At 70.1% G+C, this 16,685-nt stretch carries 15 protein-coding genes; 9 read left to right on the top strand and 6 right to left on the bottom strand.

Translation table 11 applies throughout. The features are described 5' to 3' along the window. The first annotated feature begins 1 nt into the window (after position 1). Entirely contained in the window at positions 2 to 1,219 is a 1,218-nt protein-coding gene (locus ACQEU1_RS16625) for an NAD(P)/FAD-dependent oxidoreductase (protein ID WP_433201898.1), read from the top strand. 15 nt (positions 1,220 to 1,234) lie between these two features. Here ACQEU1_RS16625 and ACQEU1_RS16620 read toward each other — a convergent pair whose 3' ends face one another. Then, on the bottom strand, positions 1,235 to 1,840 hold the full coding sequence (locus ACQEU1_RS16620) for a response regulator transcription factor (RefSeq protein ID WP_090070935.1): 606 nt from the start codon (positions 1,838 to 1,840) through the stop codon (positions 1,235 to 1,237). 108 nt (positions 1,841 to 1,948) lie between these two features. Here ACQEU1_RS16620 and ACQEU1_RS16615 point away from each other — a divergent pair, with 108 nt between their 5' ends. Further along, positions 1,949 to 2,536 (top strand): flavodoxin family protein, encoded by a 588-nt coding sequence (locus ACQEU1_RS16615; protein WP_433201893.1) that lies wholly within the window; start codon positions 1,949 to 1,951, stop codon positions 2,534 to 2,536. Positions 2,537 to 2,541: 5 nt separating this feature from the next. After that, positions 2,542 to 3,549, top strand: coding sequence for a ketoacyl-ACP synthase III family protein (locus ACQEU1_RS16610; RefSeq protein WP_433201890.1), 1,008 nt, complete (start codon positions 2,542 to 2,544; stop codon positions 3,547 to 3,549). Here ACQEU1_RS16610 and ACQEU1_RS16605 read toward each other — a convergent pair. The 5 genes from ACQEU1_RS16605 to ACQEU1_RS16585 all read right to left on the bottom strand — a co-directional run bounded on the left by ACQEU1_RS16605 (position 3,513) and on the right by ACQEU1_RS16585 (position 10,866). Beyond that, positions 3,513 to 5,345, bottom strand: coding sequence for a histidine kinase (locus ACQEU1_RS16605; RefSeq protein WP_433201887.1), 1,833 nt, complete (start codon positions 5,343 to 5,345; stop codon positions 3,513 to 3,515). The two genes, ACQEU1_RS16610 and ACQEU1_RS16605, sit on opposite strands and share 37 nt — an antisense overlap. A 39-nt stretch (positions 5,346 to 5,384) precedes the next feature. After that, positions 5,385 to 7,655 (bottom strand): sensor histidine kinase, encoded by a 2,271-nt coding sequence (locus ACQEU1_RS16600; protein WP_433201884.1) that lies wholly within the window; start codon positions 7,653 to 7,655, stop codon positions 5,385 to 5,387. Positions 7,656 to 7,754: 99 nt separating this feature from the next. Beyond that, complete coding sequence (locus ACQEU1_RS16595; RefSeq protein ID WP_433201881.1) at positions 7,755 to 8,399, bottom strand: hypothetical protein; 645 nt, start codon at positions 8,397 to 8,399, stop codon at positions 7,755 to 7,757. Positions 8,400 to 8,425: 26 nt separating this feature from the next. Beyond that, positions 8,426 to 10,684: a TOMM precursor leader peptide-binding protein gene (locus tag ACQEU1_RS16590; RefSeq protein ID WP_433201878.1), complete on the bottom strand. Its 2,259-nt coding sequence runs from the start codon at positions 10,682 to 10,684 to the stop codon at positions 8,426 to 8,428. Further along, positions 10,681 to 10,866: a hypothetical protein gene (locus tag ACQEU1_RS16585; protein WP_433201875.1), complete on the bottom strand. Its 186-nt coding sequence runs from the start codon at positions 10,864 to 10,866 to the stop codon at positions 10,681 to 10,683. Before ACQEU1_RS16585 ends, ACQEU1_RS16590 begins: the two co-directional genes overlap by 4 nt. A 210-nt stretch (positions 10,867 to 11,076) precedes the next feature. On the opposite strand from ACQEU1_RS16585, the gene ACQEU1_RS16580 reads away from it, so the two are divergent. The 6 genes from ACQEU1_RS16580 to ACQEU1_RS16555 all read left to right on the top strand — a co-directional run bounded on the left by ACQEU1_RS16580 (position 11,077) and on the right by ACQEU1_RS16555 (position 16,678). Further along, positions 11,077 to 11,886 carry an AfsR/SARP family transcriptional regulator gene (locus ACQEU1_RS16580; protein WP_433201872.1) on the top strand — a complete coding sequence of 270 codons (810 nt, stop codon included), beginning with the start codon at positions 11,077 to 11,079 and terminating at the stop codon, positions 11,884 to 11,886. A gap of 160 nt (positions 11,887 to 12,046) precedes the next feature. Beyond that, on the top strand, positions 12,047 to 12,298 hold the full coding sequence (locus ACQEU1_RS16575) for an acyl carrier protein (protein ID WP_285647185.1): 252 nt from the start codon (positions 12,047 to 12,049) through the stop codon (positions 12,296 to 12,298). A 29-nt stretch (positions 12,299 to 12,327) separates the two neighbouring features. Beyond that, entirely contained in the window at positions 12,328 to 13,263 is a 936-nt protein-coding gene (locus tag ACQEU1_RS16570; protein WP_382439690.1) for an aromatase/cyclase, read from the top strand. A gap of 225 nt (positions 13,264 to 13,488) precedes the next feature. Beyond that, complete coding sequence (locus ACQEU1_RS16565; RefSeq protein ID WP_433201868.1) at positions 13,489 to 14,202, top strand: hypothetical protein; 714 nt, start codon at positions 13,489 to 13,491, stop codon at positions 14,200 to 14,202. Continuing rightward, positions 14,199 to 15,467 (top strand): beta-ketoacyl-[acyl-carrier-protein] synthase family protein, encoded by a 1,269-nt coding sequence (locus ACQEU1_RS16560; RefSeq protein WP_090059926.1) that lies wholly within the window; start codon positions 14,199 to 14,201, stop codon positions 15,465 to 15,467. Before ACQEU1_RS16565 ends, ACQEU1_RS16560 begins: the two co-directional genes overlap by 4 nt. Further along, positions 15,464 to 16,678 (top strand): ketosynthase chain-length factor, encoded by a 1,215-nt coding sequence (locus ACQEU1_RS16555; RefSeq protein WP_382439692.1) that lies wholly within the window; start codon positions 15,464 to 15,466, stop codon positions 16,676 to 16,678. The genes ACQEU1_RS16560 and ACQEU1_RS16555 overlap by 4 nt, the downstream gene beginning before the upstream one ends. The last annotated feature ends 7 nt before the right edge of the window (positions 16,679 to 16,685 follow it).

The following is a 16,685-nucleotide window of genomic DNA, read 5'->3' as shown; positions in this document are numbered from 1 at the left end:
CATGCGCGGCGAGTCGGTAGTCGTCGTCGGGGCCGGGCAGGCGGGCTGCCAGGTCGCGGTGTCCCTGCGTGAGCAGGGACACCGCGGCCCCATCACGCTCATCGGTGACGAGAGCGCGCCGCCGTACCAGCGGCCGCCGCTCACGAAGGCCTACCTGGCGGGGGAGACCGACCTCGCCGGGCTGGTGCTGAGGCAGGACTCGTACTACGACGACCACGGCATCAAGCTCATCCGCAACGAGCGCGTCATCGGGGTCGACCGGCAGGCACGGGTCGCGGTGCTGGGCTGTGCCCGCACCGTCAGCTACGACCACCTGGTGTTCGCGACGGGCGCGCGGCCGCGGCCGTTGCCGATCCCCGGCGCCGAGCACGTGCTCAACCTCCGCTCGGTGGCCGACGCGGACGCCATCAAGGAACGCCTCGAAGGTCAGATCGGACTGGACGTCGTCGTCATCGGCGGCGGGTTCATCGGCCTGGAGTTCGCCGCCGTGGTGCGGAAGCTCCGGCACGAGGTGACCGTCGTCGAGGCGCAACCGCAGGTGATGCAACGGGCCGTGTCCGCGGCGACCGCGGAGCAGCTCGTCAACCGCCACCGCAGCGAAGGCGTCCAGATCCTCACCGGCACGGGCGTCGCCGCCGTCAAGGAGGGCATCGTCGAGCTCACGGACGGCACGGTGCTCGTCGCCGACCTCGTCGTCGCGGGCATCGGCGTCATCCCCAACACGGAGATCGCCCAGCGCGCCGGCCTCGCCGTCGACAACGGCATCGTCGTCGACGCCCACCTGCGCACCGTCGCCCCGCGCATCCACGCGCTCGGCGACTGCGCGAGCTTCGCCAGCACGCACGCCGGTGGGCTCATCCGGTTGGAATCAGTGCAGAACGCCACCGACCAGGGCACCACGGTCGCGGCGGCCATCCTCGGCAGCGCGGAGCCCTACACCGCCCTGCCGTGGTTCTGGAGCGACCAGTACGACGTGAAGCTCCAGACGGCGGGTCTCACCAACGGCCACGACCGCACGGTCACCGTCGGCGACCCGGCCGAGGGCAAGTTCTCGGTGTTCTGCTTCAAGCAGGGCAGGCTCATCGGGATCGAGGCGTACAACCGCCCCATCGACTTCCTGATGGGCAGGAGGATCCTGGAGAACGGCAACGCGCTCACCCCCGAGATCGTCGCCCAGCCGGGCTTCGACCTGCGGGCGAGCCAGCAGAAGGCCGCGTGACCGATGCCGTCCGCCTCACAACCAGCCGGCCTCCTCGGCGATGCGGATGGCGTCCACCCGGTTGCGGCCGTTCAGCTTGGTCATGATCGTGGTCATGTAGTTGCGCACGGTGCCGACCGACAACGACAGCGCGACAGCGATGTCAGGCGCGTCGGCGCCGTTCGCCGCGAGCCGCAGGACCTCCAGCTCGCGGTCGGTCAGCGGGCACTCGCCGCGGTCCCACGCGGCCAGGGCCAGCTGGCTGTCGACGACGCGTTCCCCGGCGGCGACGCGGCGGATGGCGTCCGCGAGCTCCGTCGGCGGCGCGTCCTTCAGCAGGAAGCCGTCCACGCGGGCCGCCAACGCCCTGCGCAGCGTCCCCGGACGGCCGAGCGACGTCAGCATCAACGTCCTGACCTGCGGCATCGTCTCGCGGATCGTCGACGCGGCACTCAGCCCGTCGAGGATCGGCAGGTCGATGTCGATGACGCAGACGTCCGGACCGTGCTGACGTGCGGCCGGCACGATCTTGTCGCCCGAGCTCACCTCGGCCACGACCTCGATGTCCGGTTCGAGGTTGAGCAGCGCGATGAGAGCACCGCGCACCATGTGCATGTCCTCCGCGAGCAGAACCCTGATCATCGCGCCCCTCCGCGCGACACCATATCTCCCAACGTTCAGGTCGCGCTCCACGCCACATCAAGGCGCCCCGGCAAGGGTGAACCGAGCAACCTCGCGAAGGGATGCGTCATGGAACGCGGCGTCAACCTGACGGTCGTCTACTACTCCTCGACGGGAACGATTCACCGGCTCGCCTCGGAGATCGCCGAGACGGCCGAGAAGAACGGCGCCGAGGTGCGGCTGGTGCGGGCCGCGGAGCTCGCTCCCGAGGCCGTCTGGCGGTCGCGGCCCTCCTGGGCGGAGCACCTCGAGGAGACGAAGGACGTCCCCATCGCCGCGGTCGACGACGTGCTGTGGGCCGACGCCGTCGTCTTCGGCACGCCGACCCGGTTCGGCAACGTGTCCTCGCAGCTCAAGCAGTTCATCGACACGCTGGGGCCCGCGTGGTTCAGCGGCCTGCTGGCGGACAAGGTCTACAGCGCCTTCACCTCCGGCGGCAGCCTGCACGGAGGCATGGAGACGACGCTGGTGTCGATCTACAACATGGTCTGCCACTTCGGCGGGATCATCGTGCCGCCGGGCGGGAACCTGAACCCCTACGGCACCTCTCACGTTCTGGGCGCGGACAACCTGCCGGTCGACGAGATCGCGTTGCAGGCGGCCCAGATCCAGGCGGAACGCGTGGTGCGCGTGGCACGCGCGCTGAAGGAGGTCTGACCGCGGTGCGAGTCAAGGATGTCTTCGTCAACGGCAGCGGGGTGCGCCTGCCCTCGACGCTGAACGTCGCGGACGCGATCGCGTCGGGGGACTGCGAGCCGAAGCTCGTCGCGCGCACGGACGTCGAGTCCGTCTCCGTGTCCCCGCACGAGTCCGCGGCCGAGATGGCGGTCGAGGCGGCACGGGTCGCGTTGGCGCGCGCGGGTTCCGCGCCCGACGACGTCGACCTGATCCTGCACGCCACCACCTACCACCAGGGCCAGGACCTGTGGCCGGTCGGCTCCTACATCCAGCGCGAGACGGTCAGGAACTCCTGCCTCGCGCTGGAGATCCGGCAGATGTCCAACGGCGGACTGGCCGCGATGGACCTCGCGGTGTCCTACCTGATCGCCCGTCCCGGCAGGGATGCCCTCCTCACGTCCTCAGATCGCTTCTGCCTGCCCGGCATCGACCGCTGGAGGACAGACCCCGGAACGCCCTACGGCGACGGTGCGTCGGCTCTGGTGCTGTCCACCAGGGGCGGTTACGCGAAGCTGCTTTCGTTGGCCATCAACGCGGACAGCGACCTGGAGCCGCTGCACCGCGGCGACGTGCCGTTCGGGCTCGCGCCCTTCTCCCACCGCATCCCGGTGGACTTCGAGGAGGCCAAGCACACGTTCAGCCGCGAGTTCGGGCTCTCCTACGGCATCAACAAGGCCAACGCGGGCCAGGCGCTCGCCGTCGAGCAGGCGCTGTCCGACGCCGACATGAAGATCGGTGACGCGGACTGGGTGATCCTGCCGCACTTCGGGCGCCGCCGGCTGGACGTGAACTACCTGCGGCCGTACGACCTCGACCCGGACCGCACGACGTGGGCGTGGAGCCGCACGGTCGGGCACCTCGGCGCCGGCGACCAGTTCGCGAGCTTCGACCACCTGGTGCAGTCCGGCAAGGCGCAGCCGGGGCAGCGGATCGTGATGTTCGGCGTCGGTGCCGGCTACAGCTGGGGCTGCGCGGTCATCGAGATGCTCTGACGCGGCAACGGAATTTCGGCGCGCAGCCGGAAGGTGTGCTCGGGCGTGAGGCCGGCGTGCAGGTCGCCGCCGAGCGCCCGCACCCGCGTCGTCAGGTTGCCGATCCCGCTGCCGTCACCGGACTTCGGCGCCGCGGCGGGCACCCCGTCGTTGACGATCTCCAGCGCCGCCAGTCGACCTGACGTGGAAAGCTCGATCTCGCAGTGCTCGGCCTTGCTGTGCCGCAACAGGTTCGTGACGCCTTCGCGCAGCACGGTCGCGAGCGTCACCTTCACGTCGACGGGCAGCTCGCCCGCGTCGATCCGGGTGCCGACCTCGACATCGGCCGCGGCCAGCAGGTTCCGCGCCGACCGCAGCTCCTCGTCGAACGACAGCTCGCGGTAGCTCAGCGCCACCGAGCGCACGTCCGCGAGCGCCTGCCGGGCGATGCCGCGCACCTCGGCGAGCTCCCGCCGGGCCTGCTCCGGCGCGAGCCGGTGCGCCAGCTCGGTCTTCAGCGTGATCGCGGACAGGCTGTAGCCGAGCAGGTCGTGCAGGTCGCGCGCGAACCGCAGCCGTTCCCGCGTGACGGCCGCCGCCGCCAGCTCCTCGCGCGCCCGCTGCAGCTCGGTCACCATCGACCACAGCTTGGTCAGCGCGTACAGCACGAGCCCGTGGTTGGTCGCCGCGATCATGCCCCACACGACGTCCGTGAGCGGGTTGCCGGCGACCGCGTGCACGACCCCCTGCGACGCGACGACGGCGCCGAACGCGACCCAGCCGAGCCGCCGGGGCAGCACCAGCAGCGCGGCGCCGGCGGCGAAGCCGGGGACACCGCCCGTGAACGGGTTCCCGGTCACGAGCTGCGGGCCGAACACGCACAGGGCGATCCCGGCGAGCGCGAGGTACCGGGGACCTGACCGGACGACGATCCCGAGCACCAGGGCCGCGATCACCGCGCCGCTCACCGCGCAGACCGCCATCACGCGGAGGTCGAACGACGCGAGCAACGCCGCCATCACGCAGTACCCGATCACCACCGCCGTGAGCAGCACCCGCGGGAACAGGGCCGGGATGGGCGCCGGCGGGGACGGCGGGTCGCGGTAGCTCGACGCGACCGACCGCACGTCCGCCAGCGCCGCACGGGCGATGCCGAGGATCCGCGCGATCGCGGCCTCGCCGCCGGCCCTGGTGGTCTGGATGATCGTGGTCAGCCCCTGCCCGAGCAGGTCCTCCAGGTCGCGGGCGAACCCGAGCCGTTCGCGCGCCACCGCGAGGTCCGCCAGCTCGGACCTGGCGGTCTCCAGCCGGTCCACCAGCGTCGGCAACCGCGACAGGCCGTAGACGGCGAGGCCCGCGGTCGCCGTGGACACGAGCCAGTAGGCCTGCACCCCGAGCGGGGCGCCCACCCAGGTCTTCGTCACCGGGTTGGCCACCGCGACCAGCGCGAACACCACCCACCGCACCCGGCCGCGCAGCACCAGCAGCGAGCTGCCCGCGAGGAACCCCGGCATGCCGGCCCACGCCGTCGAGAAGAACACGACCGGCGCGAACACCAGCACCGCGAGGACCCCCAGCGCCAGGAACGCCCTCGGGGACGTCAGGTCCGTGCCCGGCCGCGAGAACACCCCGAGCTGGAGGTACCCGATCGTCGCCAGGCAGGCGAGCGACCCCGCGACCCGCGCCGGCGTCGCGCCCGCGTCCAGGACGTAGAGGAACGCGTTGAGCAGGTAGTTGGCGAACACCACGCTGACCACGGCGAACGCGAGGCGCCGGGACACCGTCGAGTGCCCCGGTCCGGGTAAGTGGTCCGTCATGGCCAGGGATGATCGCACCCGGAGGGGCTGATCAGGGCCTCAGTTGAGCGGCAGCGGGATCTCGGCGCGCAGCCGGTAGGTGTGCTCGGGCGTGAGACCGGCCTGCAGGTCGCCGCCGAGCGCCCGCACCCGCGTCGTCAGGTTGCCGATCCCGCTGCCGTCGGGCGACCGGCGCTCCGTGGTGGGGATGCCGTCGTTGACGATGTCCATCGTGACCAGGTGCTGCGAGCTGGAGAGCACGATCTCGCAGTGCTCGGCCTTGCTGTGCCGCAGCAGGTTCGTGACGCCCTCGCGCAGCACCGTCGCGAGCGTCACCTTCACCTCGGTCGGCAGCTGGTCGCACGCGTCGATCTGCACGGTGACCTCGATGTCGGCCGCCGACAGCAGCGCCTGCGCCGACTGCGTCTCCTCGTCGAACGACAGCTCGCGGTAGCTCAGCGCCACCGACCGCACGTCCGCGAGGGCCTGCCGGGAGATCTCCAGCACCTCGGTCAGCTCCTGGCGGGCCCTGCCGGGGTCGATCGTGGCCAGCCGGTGCGTGAGCTCGCTCTTCAGCGTGATCGCGGACAGGCTGTAGCCGAGCAGGTCGTGCAGGTCGCGCGCGAACCGGAAGCGCTCCTGCGTGACCGCGGCCGTCGCCAGCTCCTCGCGGGCCTCGTGCAGCTCGGTCACCATCGACCGCAGCCGCGACAGCGCGTAGATCACCAGGCCGTGGTTCGTCGCGGCCATGACGCCGTACGCCATCTCCACCGCGCTGTGCCCGTTCACGCCGAAGATCACGCCCTGCGAGACGACGACCGCGATGAACGCGGGCCAGCCGGAGCGGGCGGGCAGCATCAGCGCGGCCGACCCGGCGAGGAACCCGGTCAGGCCGAGGTACGGGTCGCCGTAGGTCAGCTGCGGGACGTAGACGAACGCCGCCATCCCCGCGAGCACCGCGCAGCGCGTGGCCAGGGACATCCGCAGCCGCGGGCGGCTGACCACGCCGAGCACCAGCGCGACCGTGCCGACGAGGCCGATCGCGGTCAGCACGATCCCGGTCCCGCCGACCCTGGCGAACTCGTTCAGCACCAGCGTGGTGGTGGTGAGGAGGTATCCGACCACGACCGACGTGAGCAGGACCTGCGCGAACGTCGTCGCGATCGCCGGGCGCGCCGTCCGGGCGCCCTCCTCCTGCCGCTGTTCCGGTGCCGAGTCGGCCGGCACCTCGGCGTGCAGCCGGTAGGTGCCGGCCGCGCCCGCCTGGGCGAGCAGCGAGCCACCGATGGCGGTCGCGCGGTTCGCGAGGTTGGTGAGGCCGCTGCCCCGGTCGGTGCTCACCCTGGCGGGCGCGCCGTCGTTCACGATGTCGATCGACACCTGGCCGCCGGTGCCCGCGATGGTGATGTCGCACCGGGTCGCCTCGCTGTGCCGCAGCAGGTTCGTGACGCCCTCGCGCAGCACGGTGGCGAGCACGGTCTTCGACCGCGGCGACAGCTCGGCGTGCTCCGTCTCGATCGTCGCCCGCACGCCCGCCGCCGTCAGCACGGACCGGGCGGACTCGATCTCGTCGGTCAGCGACAGCTCGCGGTAGCTCGACGCCACCGCACGAACGTCCGTCAGGGCCTCGCGGGCGATGCCGAGGATCTCGGCGAGCTCCCGCATCGCCCGGTCGGTGTGCTCACCGATCAGCTTGCGGGCGAGCTCGACCTTGAGCGTGATCGCCGAGAGGCTGAACCCGAGCAGGTCGTGCAGGTCGCGGGCGAACCGCAGCCGTTCCTGCGACACCGCGAGGTCGGCCAGCTCCGAGCGGACCGCCTCGAGCTGGCGCACCAGCGACGGCAGCCGCGACAGGCCGTAGACGACGAGGCCCGCGACGGTGGCGGAGACGACGTAGTACACCTGCCCGACCAGCGGCAGCGTCGGCACGAAGAAGGACTGGATGACGCCGTTGCTCAGCACGACCAGGCCGAACGCGAGCCAGCGCACCCGGCTGGGCAGCACCAGCAACGCGCTGCCCGCGAGGAACCCCGGCATGCCCGGCCACGCGGAGGGGAAGAACGGCATCGGCCCGTAGACCAGCGCCACCATCGCGCCCAGCGCCAGGTACGCCCGCCCCGACCGCAGGTCCGCCCCCGGCCGCGAGAACACCCGCAGCTGGAGGAACCCGATCGAGAGCAGGCAGGCGAGCGAGGCGGCGATGCGGGGGAGCGTCGCCGACACCTGCAGGACGTAGAAGAACGCGTTGCCGAGGTAGTTGGCGAACACCACACTGATCACGACGTACGCCAAACGACGGGACACGGACGAGCGTTCCTGTCGTAGCGTCACAGCAGCTCCCACGCGAGGGTCGGGACGCGGCCATGATACGGGCGCTTCCTGGGAAATCTCGCGTTTTGCGGTCCGCGATCGGAGCAACATGGCGATGGCTCAACACCTCTGGACGACAACGAGTCCGGCTCCCGCCAGATAAGCGACCACGTCCGCCACCAGCGTCTTCTCCACCTGCAAGGATTCCGCGACCTGCGCGATGGTGGACTCGGTGTGCAGCAACGACTTCGCGATCTCGGTCGCCGGCGCGCTGTGCAGGATCACCTGGTAGGAGAGACCGGGGCAGGCGAGCGCCTGGTCACCGTTCAGCCGTTCGATCTCGGTGCGCGGCCGCATGGTGACGACCTCGTCGTCGCCGATGTGCGGCAGCGCGAACACCGCGTCACGGGTGACCGCCACGACCGACAGGATGGGGCCGGCGCCGTCGTTCAGGCCGAGCGACGGCACCAGGCACCCACCCAGCTGGTCGAGCGTGTTCTTGAGCTTGCGCCAGATCAGGCACGGCCCGGAGCCCGTCTTCCACCGCACGAAGTTCTCGTGCAGCGCGGAGATGTTCTCCAGCGCCACCGGCCCGAGCGTCATCCGGTGCAACGCCTCGCGCACGAGCGGGCTCGTGTCGGCGATCTCGATCGCACCCCATCTGCCGTGCACGGTCAGGTGCTCGACGCCCTCGTCGACGAAGGCGTCCTCGAGCAACGACCACAGCGGCCGGCCGGCCGGGACGTGCGACTGCGTGGGCACCACGGCGCCTCCGCTCTGGCAGGTGTGCATCACATGAACAACGGGATCGGGTTGAGCTCTTCGAACCTGCGGGGACGGGTCAGTCGCCCCAGTTCTACCGGCACGTCGTAGAGGCGCCCTTGAGCGAACCTCGACCAGAAGTGCCGCAGTCCCGGTACGACCACCCTGACCACGGGCAACCCGATGTCGGGCCTGGTCTGGTCGAGCACGAGCACCTCCAGGCCGCGGGCCTCCAGCACCTGCTGGATCGCGCGGACGTCGTCGGTCAGGTCGGCGCGGAACGTGTAGCCGTGCCACGCCACGTCCCGCGGTGGCGTCGCCGGGTCCGGCGAGAGCCACGGGTGGTCCGCCAGCCTGGTCGACTCGAACCAGCGCCGCATGTCGACGTCGAACGTGGCGAGGTCCACCTCGCCGCACACCATCGGCATGCACTGGTTGAGCTCGGCGAGCGCCCTGCGCACGGCGAGCCGCGGGTCGAGGTGCGCGCCGCAGCCGAGCATGATGTCCTCGCGCTCGCCGCCCACCTTGCGTGAGAGCGCGACCATCGTTGGTACGCCGAGGTCCGCGGTCACGTCGAGGACCCACACCTCACGCCCGAGGCCCGCGTGCACCTCGCGCAGTTCGCGGACCCAGGGATCCTGCATCGAGTCGAGGTCGATCCCGGGCACGGGCGTGCGGTTGTACCACCAGATGGCGACCGCGTCCCGTTCGACGAGTTCCAGCAGCCCTTGCAGGACGGCGTCCTCGACGCTGCTGCCGGCCGCGCAGCCGTTGGAGTTCGACACGATGCTCGGCGGGCAGGGGGCGCCGAAGTAGACCATGCCGGTGGGCAGCAGCTTGTGGCGTTGCTCGGTGAGCGACCAGAGCGGGGTCCAGTCCATCGTCTCGTGCTCGTCGAACGGCGTGGTGACGTACTGGAAGTCGGCGTGCTCGCCGTTCCAGGTGTCGCGGTCCGCGAACTGGCGCGGGTGGAACTGCTGCACGGTGTCGGGGTGGATCGCGCGCTCGCCCAGCGAGGCGTAGCTGCCGCTGACCCTGGCCTCGTCGCCGAAGAACGCGCCGCTGCGGCGTTCCACGGCCTCGCACAGCGCGCCGACCTCGGCGTCGAGCGCGGTCACGCCCTTGCCGCCGGTGTCGGCGCGCAACGCCGAGCGCAGTCCCTCGAGGCCTTCGCCACCCGCCGCGATGTTCGCGCCGGAGCGGAAGGAGTTGAAGAACGCCGGGCCTTCGGCGCGGCGGATCTCCCGGACGATCCCGGTGACGGGACCGACCAGGTGGCGGTAGTTGTCGAGCATCTCCTGCGGCGGCGACGAGCGGTGCCCGCCGCCGTCGCAGGAGCGCTTCACGCGACTCGCGAGTTCGACCGGCTCGAACGCTCTGCGCGCGACAACTTCCTGGTCACCGCAGCCCGCGCACTGCGGGCGGTGCCGCACCTCGTGCTGGGTGACCTTCATGCTCAGGCTGTCGTAGCTCCAGATGGAGCGCTGGGTCTCGTGCCGGATGCCGGCGAGCCACTTGGCCGCCTCGACCGACGCGATCTCCATGGCCATCGCGTGCAGCGACGGCAGTCCGATGAGGGGGCGGGGGGCCGGGCCCTTCTGCCCGCAGCGCGCCCGCACGTGCGCCTCCGCCGTCCGGTTCGCGGACAGCCGGGTGGCGAGGCAACGCCAGCAGGGGCCGTCGCCGGGGGTGAAGAACGGGCCGACGCTGACCTGCGCGCCGACCGGCTTGACCAGCAGCCAGGGCGTGCCTGCCGCGCGGTGCGCCTCGTCGATGGCGCGCAGTTCCGGCTCCAGGTAGTCCGCACACGCGACGACGGTCAGGTCACCACTCCCCGAGGTGACCGTGAGTCCGTTGCGGTGCAGGGTCTCCGCGAGCGTGTCGCGGTCGACGTCGCCGATCGCGACCACGGAGACGAGCGACGTCGTTGTCGCCGCCACCGCGTCGGTGGGATCGAGCCCCGCCGCGTCCCAGTACGCGAGTGAGGCCTCGACAGCGGCCGAACAGTCCTCCGCGCCGCGCCTGCCGATGAGTCCCGCCGCGGCGAGCCGGGTGAGCATGCGCTCGACCCTGTCCGCGGTCAGGCCGGCGGGCACGTCCCGCAGCAGGGCCGTGAGGTCCCTGGTGCCGTCCAGCAGCGGTGCCAGCGCCTCGACGTGGCTGCCCTGGATCGCGGTGACCCCGGACTCCCCGATGAGGTAGACGGCCTCGCCGTGGACGATCTGGGGACGGAGGTGGCGTTTGAACCCGATTCTCTGCTCGCCGGGTTCGGCCAGTTCGGGTCTCATGCGGCGAGGACCTCGTCGTAGGCGACGCAGCCCTTGCCCGACCCGGTGGTGGTGCACCAGCCCCAGGGGAACAGGAAGTCCATCGAGGCCTCACGGTCGAACTGGTAGATCTTCATGTCGTCGGAGTCGTCGCTGGCGGTGGTGACGGAAGACAAGTGCTCCACGGTGACGGTGGGGTACATGTGCATCTCCGATGTTTGCGAGTCAATTGATGTGGGTAATGATGCGGACCAGCGGTAATGGATCGGTAGTTACCGGCTAATGCGCCCCCGTATGAAGTTTTCATACCCGGCACGGGCAGAACTCACCTGACATCGATGGCCTGTGCACTAACGCCCGCCCGTTGGGCCGAGCAGACTAATCCCGTGCTCGGAACCGAAGGAGGGGTCGCGATGCAGATCAAGGTCCTGGGGCCCGTCGAGGCCAAGGTGAACGGTCGCTCGGTGACGCCCACCGCGGCCAAGCCACGGCAGATCCTCGCGCTGCTCGCGCTGCACTCCGGACAGGTCGTGTCCGTCCCCACGCTGATCGAGGAGCTGTGGGGCGACCGCCCGCCGCGCAGCGCCCGCACCACCCTGCAGACCTACATCCTCCAGCTGCGCAAGCTCATCGGCGACGCCCTGGCGACGTCCGGCGAGGGCGCGGCCAAGGAGGTGCTGGTCACGCGCTACGGCGGCTACCTGCTCGACGTGCCGGAGGACGCCGTCGACGTGCACGAGTTCGAACGCCTCTCGCGCGCCGGCCAGCAGGCCTACGACGTCGAGGACTTCGCGTCGGCCTCCCGGCTGCTGCGCCAGGCGCTCGAGATGTGGCGCGGCGCCGCCGTCGTGGACGTGCGGCCCGGCATGCCGCTCGGCATCGAGATCGTGCGCCTGGAGGAGGCCCGGCTGGGCGTGCTCGAAGCGCGCATCGACGCCGAGCTGCGGATGGGCAAGCACAAGGCGTTGCTGAGCGAGCTCTCGGTGCTGACCGTGCAGAACCCGATGAACGAGAACCTGTGCGCGCAGTACATGATCTCGCTGTTCCGGGCGGGCCGGCAGTGGCAGGCCCTGGACGCGTTCAAGGGGTTGCGCAACACCCTGATCGAGGAGCTCGGCGTCGAACCGTCGTCGCGGCTGCAGACGTTGCAGCACGCCATCCTGACGTCCGACCCGAGGCTCGATAGCGCGGAAACCCGGCAGTTGCAACGGCTTCTGGCCTGAAGCCTGGCTCCAGCGGCCCTCGCCACACTGTGGCGGGGGCCGTTTTTGCTTGTCAGACAACAGTTTCTTCGAGAATCTCTCCACCGAGCTACAGGTGTGCGCTGGCAACCTCAGACGTGGGCGCGCGGGAATCCGCCCGCTGGAGGAAAGGAAGCTTGCCGTGAGCGCACTGACCATCGAGGGTCTCAAGGAGATCCTCAACGAGGCCGCGGGCGACGACGACTCGTTCAAGCCCGGCCAGGACATTCTCGACCTCCCGTTCCTCGAGCTGGGCTTCGACTCCCTCGCCCTGCTGGAGACGGTCGCGCTGATCAAGCGCAAGCACGGGGTCTCCATCGCCGACGACGAGATGGCGTACCTCGAGACGCCGCGTCAGTTGCTGGACAAGGTCAACGGACAGATCGCGGCCTGACGCCGGCGACTCGGGATACGGAGACGGACATGACGCACACCACCACGCACACGGTCATGATCGGGGCTCCCGCCAAGGTGGTGTACGACCTGGTCGCGGACGTGACGACCTGGCCGTACATCTTCGGACCCACGGTCCAGGCCGAGGTGTTCGAACGGGACGGCTCGACGGAGCGGTTGCGGTTGCACGCGTTCGCCAACGGTGACGTGCGCACGTGGACGTCCCGGCGCGAGCTCGACCCGGCGAACCTGCACATCAAGTTCGAGCAGGAACGTTCGGCGGCACCGGTGAAGACGATGGGTGGGGAGTGGCGGATCGTCCCGATCGCCGACTCAGCGACTCGGGTCGATCTGCTCCACCACTTCACCGCGGCGCAGCCGGAGGCGGTCGACCTCATCCTGAACGCGGTCAACAACAACAGCGACGCCGAGCTCGCCGCCCTGAAGCGGGCGGCCGAGTACGGCGACGACTACGACAAGCTGGTGCTGTCGTTCTCCGACAGCATCACGATCCACGCGAGCCGCAAGGACGTCTACGAGTTCCTCTACCGGTCCGACCTGTGGCCGGAGCGCCTGCCGCACGTGGCACGGCTGGACCTCACGGAGGCCGTCACCGGGGTGCAGTCCATGGAGATGGACACGCGCAGCCCGGACGGGTCGATCCACACCACGCACTCGGTGAGGGTCTGCACCCCGTACGACGGCATCGTCTACAAGCAGACGCACACCCCGCCGATCATGGCGGCGCACGTCGGCAGGTGGACGTTCAAGGACATCGGCGACGGCATCGAGGCCGGCATCGAGGCGACGTCGCACCACACCGTCGTCATCCGGCCCGAGGTCATCCCCGAGGTGCTGGGTGCCGACGGGACGATCGAGCGCGCTCGCGAGCTCATCCGTCACGCCCTGGGCACCAACAGCCTCACGACGCTCCGGCACGCGAAGGAATTCGCCGAGAACGGATGAGGATGAGGTGACGCGATGGGGTTGGGTGGCGCGGACTTGCTCACTGCCGCTGCACGCGCTGCGAGCCGCAACGGACTTTACGTGGTCTCCATGTACCTGGAGAAGGCCGCGGTCGAGCACCAGCGCAAGGGTTGCCCTTCGGAAGTCGGGCACTGCGCTTACGAGATCGAGGCCTCCCGGGTGCTGCTGTCGGGCTTCTGACCTGTGAAGCGCGAGGGGTTCTGGATGAAGCTCTACGACATCTCGCTGCGCCGCACCGGCCTGTCCGTTTCGGACAGACTGGTCGCGGCGCGGCGCCTCGACGCGCTCGGGGTCGCGTTCGTCGACGGAGGTCGGCCCGTCCGGTCGTTCTACCACCGGGCGGCCATCGAGCTCCGGTTGCGGGTGGCCACCCTCATCGCCTCAGGTGGTGCGGAGGAACTCACCGCCTTGCTCGCCGCGGAAACGCCCGCGGTGGCGGTTGTTGTGCAAGGGCACGGCCTTTCGATGGTTCGGGAAGCCGTGCGTCAACTCGTGCGCGCCGAACGGCGAGTGATCGTCGAGGCGCGGGACTTCTTCGACGGCTGGCTGATCGACCCCGAACACGCGTTGGAGGTCGTGCTGACAGCCGCCGAGGCTGGGGCGGAAACCGTGTCACTGCACGACACAGCGGGCAAGCTGTGGCCGGACCAGATCGGTGAGATCGTCGCGTCGGTCGCGGAAACCGGTGTGCCCCTTGGTTTTGGTTGTCACGACGAGGGCGGAGCGGCCGCGAAGCAGCTGTTCGCGGCCGATGCGGGGGCAAGCCTCGTGCAGGGGTCCTACGCCGTCGTTCGAGGTGGCCTCGATCGGGCCGTTTCACCATCGGTTCATTCGGCAGAGACAGGTATCGCTCCCGTGCCCTGTCCGAGATTGGAGCAGACCGTGTCCGCACAGAAGGCGATTGGAGGTGTCCGATGAGTCGTCGCGCCGTCATCACCGGGGTGGGCGTGGTCGCACCTGGTGGCATCGGAACGAAGGCGTATTGGAAACTGCTGTCCGAAGGGCGTACGGCGACTCGCAACATCACGCACTTCGACGCGTCTCCGTACCGCTCCCGCATGGCGGGGGAAGCAGATTTCGATCCAGTGCGCGAAGGCCTGACACCGCAGGAGATCCGCCGGCTCGACCGCGCCGCGCAGTTCGCCGTGGTCGCGGGTCGTGAGGCGATGTCCGACTCCGGCATCGAGTTCGACCAGCTCGACCCCGGCCGCATCGGTGTCTCGCTCGGCACCGCGGTCGGCTGCACGACCTCGCTGGAGCGCGAGTTCATCGTCGGCTCCGACCGGGGCAAGTACTGGGAGGTCGACCAGTCCTACGCCGTCCCGCACCTCTACGACTACTTCACGCCGTCCTCGATGGCGACGGAGCTGGCGTGGACCGTGGGCGCGGAAGGACCGGTCTCCGTGGTCTCCACGGGCTGCACGTCCGGTCTCGACTCGGTCGGCTACGCGGCCGAGCTGATCATGGAGGGCTCCGCGGACGTCGTCGTCACCGGCGGCACCGAGGCCCCGCTCTCCCCGATCACCGTGGTGTGCTTCGACGTGATCCGCGCGTCGAGCACCCGCAACGACGACCCGACAACGGCGTGCCGGCCGTTCGACAAGACCCGCGACGGCCTGGTGCTGGGCGAGGGTTGCGCGATCATCGTGCTGGAGGAGCTGGAGCACGCCCGTGCCCGCGGCGCCCACATCTACGGTGAGATCGGCGGCTTCGCCTCGCGGTGCAACGCCTACCACATGACGGGCCTGCACCCCGAGGGCATCGAGATGTCCGACGCCATCAACATCGCGCTGAAGCAGGCGCGGGCGGACGCGACGGACGTCGGTTACATCAACGCGCACGGGTCGGGCACGAAGCAGAACGACCTGCACGAGACGGCCGCCTTCAAGCGTTCTCTCGGCGCGCACGCCTACAAGACCCCGGTCTCCGGCTTCAAGTCGATGATCGGGCACTCGCTGGGCGCGATCGGGTCCCTGGAGATCGTCGGCTCGCTGCTGGCGTTCGAGCAGGACCTCATCCCGCCGACGGCGAACCTGCACGAGCCGGACCCCGAGTGCGACCTCGACTACACGCCGCTGGTCGCGCGCGAGAAGAAGGTCAACACGGTCCTGACCGTGGGCAGTGGTTTCGGTGGATTCCAGAGCGCCATGGTGCTCAAGAAGGTGGAAGGGGCAGGCCGGTGACTCGGGCGGTGGTGACGGGAATCGGCATCGCGTCGCCGAACGGATTGGGGCCGACCGCGTACTGGCGGGCGACCCTGCACGGTGAGGCGGCGATCAGGCCGATCACCCGGTTCGACAGCGCGAACTACTGGGCGAAGATCGCCGGTGAGGTGCCTGGCTTCGAGGCAGGGCGGCACCTGCAGGGCCGCCTGCTGCCGCAGACGGACCACATGACGCGGCTGACACTCGTCGGCACGGACTGGGCGTTGCGTGGTGCGGGCGTGCAGCCCAACGACATCCCGGACACCGACATCGCGGTGATCACCGCGGCGACGGCGGGCGGGTACGAGTTCGGCCAGCGCGAACTGCAGAAGCTGTGGCACCAGGGCCCGGAGTACGTCTCGGCGTACCAGTCGTTCGCGTGGTTCTACGCGGTCAACACGGGCCAGATCTCCATCAGGCACGGCACGCGCGGTCCCGGCGCGGTCGTGGTGTCCGAGCAGGCCGGTGGCATCGACTCCATCGGCCACGCCCGCCGGCAGCTGCGCAAGGGCGTGCAGCTCGCGCTGACGGGTGGCATGGACTCCTCGCTGTGCCCGTGGGCGTGGGTCGCCCACCAGGCGTCGGGTTGCCTGTCCCGCAACAACAACCCGAAGCGCGCCTACCTGCCGTTCGACCGCGACGCCTCCGGGTACGTCGCCGGTGAGGGCGGCGCGATCATGGTCGTCGAGACGCCGGAGTCGGCGGCGGGACGGCCGGGGACGCGCATCTACGGCGAGATCGTCGGGTACGCCTCGACGTTCGACTCGCGGATGCCGTCGCGGGAGCCGGGCCTGAAGCGCGCGGCCGAGCTGGCCCTGCGCGACGCCGGCATGGACGCCTCGGAGATCGACGTGGTGTTCGCCGACGCGGCGGGCATCCCGGAGCTCGACAAGGCCGAGGCCGAGGCGATCAAGGGCATCTTCGGGCCGTACGGCGTGCCGGTGACGGCCCCGAAGACCATGACCGGCCGTCTCTTCGCCGGTGGTGGCTCGCTGGACGTGGCGTCGGCGATCCTCTCCATCTACTGGAGCGCGATCCCGCCGACCGTCAACGTCGAGAACGTGGTGCCGGAGTACGAGCTCGACCTCGTCATGAACGAGGCGCGGCACGGCAAGATCAAGGCCGCTCTGGTGCTCGGCCGCGGCAAGGGCGGCTTCAACTCCGCCATGGTGGTTCGCGAGTACAGGTGATGTCATG

Source organism: Lentzea sp. CA-135723 (assembly GCF_050936595.1).
In the GTDB taxonomy this organism is placed as follows: Bacteria; Actinomycetota; Actinomycetes; order Mycobacteriales; family Pseudonocardiaceae; genus Lentzea.
Note: the sequence above shows the minus strand (reverse complement) of the source record. Positions and strands in the feature narration are given on the sequence as shown.

Excerpts from the sequence above, each read along its gene's own strand:
- ACQEU1_RS16565 (WP_433201868.1), top strand. The coding sequence starts at position 13,489 with ATGAAGCTCTACGACATCTCGCTGCGCCGCACCGGCCTGTCCGTTTCG.
- ACQEU1_RS16590 (WP_433201878.1), bottom strand. The coding sequence starts at position 10,684 with ATGAGACCCGAACTGGCCGAACCCGGCGAGCAGAGAATCGGGTTCAAA.
- ACQEU1_RS16620 (WP_090070935.1), bottom strand. The coding sequence starts at position 1,840 with ATGATCAGGGTTCTGCTCGCGGAGGACATGCACATGGTGCGCGGTGCT.
- ACQEU1_RS16570 (WP_382439690.1), top strand. The coding sequence starts at position 12,328 with ATGACGCACACCACCACGCACACGGTCATGATCGGGGCTCCCGCCAAG.
- ACQEU1_RS16560 (WP_090059926.1), top strand. The coding sequence starts at position 14,199 with ATGAGTCGTCGCGCCGTCATCACCGGGGTGGGCGTGGTCGCACCTGGT.
- ACQEU1_RS16585 (WP_433201875.1), bottom strand. The coding sequence starts at position 10,866 with ATGTACCCCACCGTCACCGTGGAGCACTTGTCTTCCGTCACCACCGCC.
- ACQEU1_RS16625 (WP_433201898.1), top strand. The coding sequence starts at position 2 with ATGCGCGGCGAGTCGGTAGTCGTCGTCGGGGCCGGGCAGGCGGGCTGC.
- ACQEU1_RS16580 (WP_433201872.1), top strand. The coding sequence starts at position 11,077 with ATGCAGATCAAGGTCCTGGGGCCCGTCGAGGCCAAGGTGAACGGTCGC.
- ACQEU1_RS16605 (WP_433201887.1), bottom strand. The coding sequence starts at position 5,345 with ATGACGGACCACTTACCCGGACCGGGGCACTCGACGGTGTCCCGGCGC.
- ACQEU1_RS16615 (WP_433201893.1), top strand. The coding sequence starts at position 1,949 with ATGGAACGCGGCGTCAACCTGACGGTCGTCTACTACTCCTCGACGGGA.